6 protein-coding genes are annotated in these 6710 nt (G+C 32.3%); 2 read left to right on the top strand and 4 right to left on the bottom strand.

The annotated features are described in order from the left end of the window. Positions 1-600: 600 nt before the first annotated feature. Together DEU40_RS14175 and DEU40_RS14170 are read right to left on the bottom strand one after the other, a co-directional pair. Positions 601-1458, bottom strand: coding sequence for a DUF4435 domain-containing protein (locus DEU40_RS14175; RefSeq protein WP_110010424.1), 858 nt, complete (start codon positions 1456-1458; stop codon positions 601-603). Then, complete coding sequence (locus tag DEU40_RS14170; RefSeq protein ID WP_110010423.1) at positions 1436-2794, bottom strand: AAA family ATPase; 1359 nt, start codon at positions 2792-2794, stop codon at positions 1436-1438. The genes DEU40_RS14175 and DEU40_RS14170 overlap by 23 nt, the downstream gene beginning before the upstream one ends. Before the next feature lie 367 nt (positions 2795-3161). Here DEU40_RS14170 and DEU40_RS14165 point away from each other — a divergent pair, with 367 nt between their 5' ends. Beyond that, the gene (locus DEU40_RS14165; RefSeq protein WP_110010422.1) at positions 3162-3869 is read left to right on the top strand and encodes a DUF6261 family protein; all 708 of its coding nucleotides are present in this window, start codon (positions 3162-3164) and stop codon (positions 3867-3869) included. 526 nt (positions 3870-4395) lie between these two features. Here DEU40_RS14165 and DEU40_RS14160 read toward each other — a convergent pair. Continuing rightward, positions 4396-4773: a helix-turn-helix domain-containing protein gene (locus DEU40_RS14160; protein WP_110010421.1), complete on the bottom strand. Its 378-nt coding sequence runs from the start codon at positions 4771-4773 to the stop codon at positions 4396-4398. Positions 4774-4968: 195 nt separating this feature from the next. On the opposite strand from DEU40_RS14160, the gene DEU40_RS14155 reads away from it, so the two are divergent. Further along, positions 4969-5676, top strand: a complete 708-nt coding sequence (locus DEU40_RS14155; protein ID WP_110010420.1) for a TonB-dependent receptor plug domain-containing protein — start codon at positions 4969-4971, stop codon at positions 5674-5676. A gap of 322 nt (positions 5677-5998) precedes the next feature. On the opposite strand, the gene tpx is transcribed toward DEU40_RS14155, so the two are convergent. After that, positions 5999-6568 carry a thiol peroxidase gene (gene tpx / locus DEU40_RS14150; RefSeq protein ID WP_227944349.1) on the bottom strand — a complete coding sequence of 190 codons (570 nt, stop codon included), beginning with the start codon at positions 6566-6568 and terminating at the stop codon, positions 5999-6001. Positions 6569-6710 lie beyond the last annotated feature (142 nt).

Here is a 6710-nt window from a genome sequence, read left to right as displayed (position 1 = left end):
AAAGCACAATATACTTCCTGAGTTATTTAGCCAAAACTGTTCTCTCACCCCTTTTGCTTTGTATGTAAATTTATTCTTTTGCAAACATAGGAGCCGAAATTTAAAATTAAGTTTTGGCTAAAGCCTTTTGTATTTTTCTTTTTATATCGTATTAAAGCCCAATTCTATTGATAACCTTATTGTATTTTATTTCTTTATAATAAGAGTCTAGTTTCCTTCGGAAAGACAAAGTGAGCGCTTAGATTATCCACACAGTTTGTCATTCCGCAGGAATCTCAACAATTTTAAAACCTTTACAATTTCCTAAAAAAAGCTATGAAAAGTTTTCCATAGCTTCCTGATAATCGATGAGTTCATATTCTCTTTTTCTATATAGTTTTTAATTCTTCAAGATTTGTCCACAAGTGTAGAGTTTTTCAACAAACATTAACTCTCGGTAATTTGTCTATCCGAAAGCTTTGTTTTTATCTTATATTCAAATCCTTTTGTGACTTGCTAATTAAAAAGTTGAATGAATTCTAAAGTACACATAGATTATTTTGAATTCATTTTGAGAATAAAATATTGAAAAATACCTATTTTCAATAATATGATTAACTATTAATCAGTTAATATATTTTTAAATAGCTCAAAGCTATTAAGAGATGTACTTTCAACAGTTAAAAATAATATTTTATCAATTTGGTCTTCTTTGAAATTTTTAGTATTTTTAATTTTATTAATATATAAATAAAAAATAGTTATAAAATCATGCCCCTGCATATAATTTCTAATGTCTAATGTAAAGCTATTAATAATTTCACGATACTTTTCTGTTATAACTTTAGAATTTTTCACTAGATTATTACTATTGATAAATTTATTTAAATATTCTTCTTCATTAAAATTTATATCACCTGTTTTTTTATCAATATTTAAATTACCATCAATTTTAATAAGCTTAGCTCCTTTAAAATTTATTTCCTTTAACAACCTTATTGCAAATATAGGTTTAAGAACTTTGGATAATTCATCAATGATTTTATCGGTAGTAATTGGGAAATTACCTACGGCTATATCAAGGAATTTTTCAACAACGTCTTTACAAAATAGATACGACTCTAAACAACTAAAATCGGTGCGAAGCAGTTGATTGTTAGAAATACTACCTAGATAATCATCAAAATCTTTATCAATGATACATCTTATCTTTATAGTAGGAGAGATATTCTTTAAAATTTCTGAAAAGACAATTAATTTATTCCTATTCGATTTCATATCAAGTCCTAAATTATCTTTTTTTGCTAATTCAGTAAAATCTATTATTTCAATAGGAATAACTGTTCTATCTTTTTTTTGCGTTTTTAAATAGTTTTGAAAAAAAACTTTGTCTGAAGGGCCTTCAACAAATATATCAGTTAGTGTTTTTTCCAATTTATATAAAGCAATAACTTCCTTAAGCTTCTTTTTTACTTCCATTTAGGTTTTCTAGTTTTGTAACATTATCTATATTTGTAGAAAGTAGCTCTAGCGAGTGGGTTGATAAAATATATTGGATATTTTTTTCATTACTGAATTTTAGTAAAGTATCAATCAAGTTTCTTTGCCATTTTATATTTAATGAAATTTCTGGTTCGTCGATGATAAAAATAGTTGCAATTTCAGCTGAAGTGATAGTATTTATAAATAGTAAAAGAAGTTGTTTTTCACCAGATGAGAGATATGAAAACTCAATTTCTTCACCATTTTGTTTAAGTTTAAATCCTGTATTTAGGTGAAATGAAATTGTTTTATTGGTAAAATAATTATTTATAGAAGAGATAAAGGCATTAAGAGTATCTTTAATTTTTTCTAATGCTTCCAGTTTAGCATTAATACTTTCTATATATGGTGCAAGTATAGTTTGAAGTTGCTTTAACTGATTATTGTCTTTTGATAGTGTTATGGTTTCTTTAATTGTTTTGGAGTCAAATTTTTCAATTAGTCCTAATTTAACATATGGTCCAACACGTGATTCAACATTTTCAATTTCTTTAATAAGTTCATTTTTACTCTCAATTTGTTGAATTGCTTTATTTGGAGTAAAAACGTTTTTAATTAAATCAGTAAAAATTACCTGTGAATTCTTTTCTCCAGTTTTTGAACCCGAAATTACTTTGGTTCTTACCCATTCAAATAATCTATCTACAGATGGCTCTAAAGCAACTTTCTTTTCATGTAATAATCTTTTAATGCCTACTTTTTCATAATCCTTAGAAAACAATATATCAGATTCATTTAATATTATATTATTTCTATAAGATTCATTATCTGAAGAATTTATACTGTTAAGTATTTTTCTATCATCAGATAGGTAAAAAACTGAAATGTTTAAATTTTTAATAAATTCTAGGATCTTCAGGTACTTTCTTCCATCTTCGCTACTGTCGTCCAAATCTATTGTAATATCAGGAGTAACCTTTAGGTCAAGTGAAATTGTATTTTTATTATTCTTTTTTACATAGTAATTATACTCACCTATGTAATTGTTATTTTTACGAATTGCACCTATTTCAGCCCCATTGTGGAATTTTATTGAAATTTTTTCAAATTTTGTCTGGGCTAATTTTGTTTTATAACCGCTTTTATTTCTTGTGGAAAGTAGCCAAAATAGCATTTTTAATATTGTCGTTTTCCCAGACCCATTATCACCATATATTATTAGGAGTTGTGATAAATCAAAATTATTATTTGAAGGAATTTCATAATCATAATAGCCAAAAAGCTTTTTGATTTCTATTGATTTGATTGATAGTGGATTCGCTTTGTTTACCATTGATATTAGTTTAATTTATGGTTTATTAATGATTTTTCAGCAAAAAATCATTAATATAACAAATATATAAAAACTTTGTTAGCTGAAATTACGGTTTCCCATAACTCAATACTTACCGCCTCAAAACATCCATTTGTTATTACCTCCTAACCCCTCCAGAACTCTAAAACAACAGCAAAACACCCCTCCCAAGTCCTCCGTTCATTACAAACAAGTATGTTTGAAACTTCCCAAGAACTTGATAACTCTCCTGCAAGTTGGGGGAAACCTCCCAGGACCCCGGGAGGTTTGTTGCAGGTATGTTTGTAACAAAACAAATTTTTCTATATTTGATTGTTAATTTATTAATCCCAAAAAACACAAAAAAATGAAAATTGCCCTCACACAGCTGAGCACTAAAGATCTTGCTACTTTAGCTCAGAGAATTCTTTCTAATGCCCAATCCGGAAAATATCCTGTTATCGACAATCATCCTCTGGTAGGAGCTTTGGCGTCCTCCTATACGGAATACGACAAGGTCTATACAAAGCAGGTCTACAGCGGAAAAGGAAAAGACGTAGCCACTGCCGATCACGAAAGAGATACCGCCTATGCCAATCTGAAATCTTTCCTGAACGGGTATCGTAAGCTGCCTTCTGCGGCCAATTATCAGCTGGCAGAGGATCTCTACGGAGTATTCAAAACTTTTGGGCTGAACCTGGACAGGCTGAGTTACTCTTCACAAACCGCTCAGATGAAGAAGCTTATAGAAGCATTAGAAACTACAGAAAACAAACAGAAGATTACACTTCTTTCTCTGGATGCAGCCTTTGCAGAGATGAAAGCTAAGCAGGATGCTTTTGAAATAGTATTTGCAGAGCAGGCAGGAGCTAATGCCGATCTTCGTCAAATGACGAGTGCGAGTGCTATCCGTAAAGATCTGGAGAAAACATTGAAAACTTATCTTAATCTGCTCACAGTAATGAAAGAAGTATCAGGCTGGGAATTGCTGTACAGTGATACCAATGAGTTGGTGAAGGCTGCAAAGAACTCTACATCAGAGAAGAAAGAGAGTGGTGAAACTCCACAGAAATAAGTTTTGGTTTTTTTGTTGGAGAACCGCGAAGACGCAAGTTTTTAAGCTTAAGTATTTTTTTAGGCGCAGGAACATTTCGACTTCGCTCAATATGAGATTTTCAGCAGGTAATACGTGATTATTTTCCCACAGATTCGCAGATCTATGCCCAAATATCTGCTTAATCCGCCTAATCTGCAGGAGAATATTGAGATTGCTTCACCTTCGGTTCGCAATGACAGTGGTGGTGTGAAATTTTATCGGAGATAAAATCTTTGCGCCTTAAAGCAGTTTTTTTGAATATCATTTTGCGCCTCTGCGTTTACCAACAAAATATGTTTTTTGACGCAAAGCTTTTAATTATTATTCTTTTTAAAATAAGGAAGCAAAGGGATGTGGCTGCGCCACTGATGAAGCGGGATGTAAAACGGCAGCTTCATAAAATCAATCCTGATTGATTCCTCTTTGCCCGCTTGAGTATCGTATTTCTTTAATTTGATCTTTGCGTTTTCAACTACGGAAAAAACTCAGCAATTTGCTGAGTTTTTTATTTTTTCTTAAGGGCATTTAGCTCCTCTTGTAATCTCTGGTTTTCTTTTTTCAAGATTTCTATATAATCTCTTTGGCTTTCTAGAAGGAACTCTGGAACGTTACAATAAAGATTACCATTTATGTTATTTCCAAAACCACTACTTCCAGTAATATTATCAAAATGATTGATCTGCTTTGCTTCCTCTTCTTCAAAGATTTCCTCTACGGGAACTTCCAGAAAACGGGCAATTTTTTCCCATTCATCATTGAAAATCCTTACATCTCCACTTTCTTTTCTGCTGTAGTTAGAGACATCTGTGGCGATGATATCTGCAATCTGTTGTTGCGTGATGCCTTTTACTTTTCTTGCATTGCGTAGTTTTTCTTTTTGCATGACCCGTATTTTCTACAAATATGCAAAATTTTTGTTGGAGAATTGCAAGGGTATAAAGTTTTTATCTTGATGTGTTTTGTAAGATGAAAGAGAATCTGATATTTTCAGCAAGTGGTACGGTATTATTTTCCAAAAAAAATAATAGTAATTCCAACCTATTCTTTCACTAATGCATCTTTATAAGAAAAAAATCCTATGAAAATAACCATACCCAAACCTTGTCATGAAAATTGGAATGCCATGACACCAGATGAGAAAGGAAGATTTTGTGCGGTCTGTTCCAAAACCGTGCGAGATTTCAGAAGAGCCTCGGATGATGAGATTATAGATGTTTTTGCTGATGCTTCGCAGGAAATCTGTGGAGCTTTTAATCCATCACAGCTCAATAGGGATTTGCATTATTCTTATATTAATTCTCTTTTTGTGAAGTTTGCCGTGGGCTTTATGCTGACAACAGGAGGGATTGTAAGTGCTAACGCACAGCAAAATAAAACCTGTGATACCCTAAAGACTGAAGATGAACATGAAATTGTTTTCAGTACTCAGAGAGACAGAAAATGGCTTGGTTCTGTTGCAGTAATGCCTGCCAGTGCTTTATTAGAAGACAAAGAAAAGGAAAATAAAGAAATTGTATCAAAATTATCAGGAGTTATTGGGAAGGTACCTAAAGATAATAGCAATATACGTATTGGTGGAGCTCCTTCAAGCGGAGCAGTCTATAAACCTATGTATATTGTAGATGGGAAAATAAGTGATTTTGAGGCAATAAATGCACTGGATCCTAATCTGATAAAAACAATGAATGTTCTGAAAGGAACTTCTGCTGTAGTAAAGTATGGCGAAAAAGCCAAAGATGGGGTAATCGTAATTACTACAAAAAGAAAAAAATATAAAACAAATTAAGACTCTTTATTTTCCCACAGATCTCACAGATCTTTTTCATATTTATCTGCTTAATCCGCCTAATCTGCGGGAGAATATTGAGATTGCTTCACCTGCGGTTCGCAATGACAGTGGTGGTGTGAAATTTTATCTCCGATAAAATCCTTGCGCCTTACAACAGAAAGTTTTTAATGTCATTTTGCGCCTTAGCGTTTTTCCAACAAAACAGTTATATTATAAAAAACTCAGTATGAAACTGAGTTTTTTTGAAACATTAAGAATATCAATCTTCATCTTAATATTCTTAACTATTTAAATTCACTTAATGGTTTAATGTAATTTATTATTTCACAGCCGCAATAGCCGCTTCATAGTTCGGTTCCTGGGAAATATCCGGCACTTGTTCTTCATAGATAATATTACCTGAAGGATCTATCACCACAACCGCTCTGCTCAGAAGCCCTTTCATTGGAGAATCTACCAGTTCTACCCCGTAGTTCCATCCGAAATCGGAACGGAAATCGGAAAGCATGACTACATTTTTAATTCCTTCTGCACCACAGAATCTTTTCTGGGCAAACGGCAGATCTTTGGAAATACAAAGGACTACAGTATTGGGAAGATTTCCTGCCTCTTCATTGAAATGATGTACAGAAGCAGAACAAACACCGGTGTCTACACTCGGAAAGATATTCAGAATAACGTATCTTCCTTTGAAGGAATCCAGGGTCTGGTCATTCATATTCACATCGGTAAGGGTAAATTTAGGAGCCGGTTTATTCAGTGCCGGCAATTTGGCATAAGTGTGAACTTCTTTTCCTCCCATTAAAACTGTATTGATCGCTTTAGATTTTTGAGCAAAGCCCACCGCAGAGAAGAATAGAAGTGTGCCGCAAACTAATTTTGAAAACATGAAATTTATTTTTAAGCTAAATTATTCTTTTTTCAGGAGCTAAGATTAATTTTAATTCAAATAGATCGAATCTATTGTCAGATTATTTTTTTCAACACAATTTACTTTTACCTTTATATTATTAAACAAGGTTGTTTCAAAG

The sequence above is a fragment of the Chryseobacterium sp. AG844 genome (assembly GCF_003182335.1).
In the GTDB taxonomy this organism is placed as follows: Bacteria; Bacteroidota; Bacteroidia; order Flavobacteriales; family Weeksellaceae; genus Chryseobacterium; species Chryseobacterium cupriresistens.
The sequence above is the reverse complement of the archived record's forward strand: the minus strand, read 5'-3'. Positions and strand labels throughout refer to the sequence as shown.

Bases quoted from the DNA above. Each gene is read 5' to 3' on its own strand.
- tpx (WP_227944349.1), bottom strand. From the start codon at position 6,568: ATGTTTTCAAAATTAGTTTGCGGCACACTTCTATTCTTCTCTGCGGTG.
- DEU40_RS14160 (WP_110010421.1), bottom strand. From the start codon at position 4,773: ATGCAAAAAGAAAAACTACGCAATGCAAGAAAAGTAAAAGGCATCACG.
- DEU40_RS14175 (WP_110010424.1), bottom strand. From the start codon at position 1,458: ATGGAAGTAAAAAAGAAGCTTAAGGAAGTTATTGCTTTATATAAATTG.
- DEU40_RS14155 (WP_110010420.1), top strand. From the start codon at position 4,969: ATGAAAATAACCATACCCAAACCTTGTCATGAAAATTGGAATGCCATG.
- DEU40_RS14165 (WP_110010422.1), top strand. From the start codon at position 3,162: ATGAAAATTGCCCTCACACAGCTGAGCACTAAAGATCTTGCTACTTTA.
- DEU40_RS14170 (WP_110010423.1), bottom strand. From the start codon at position 2,794: ATGGTAAACAAAGCGAATCCACTATCAATCAAATCAATAGAAATCAAA.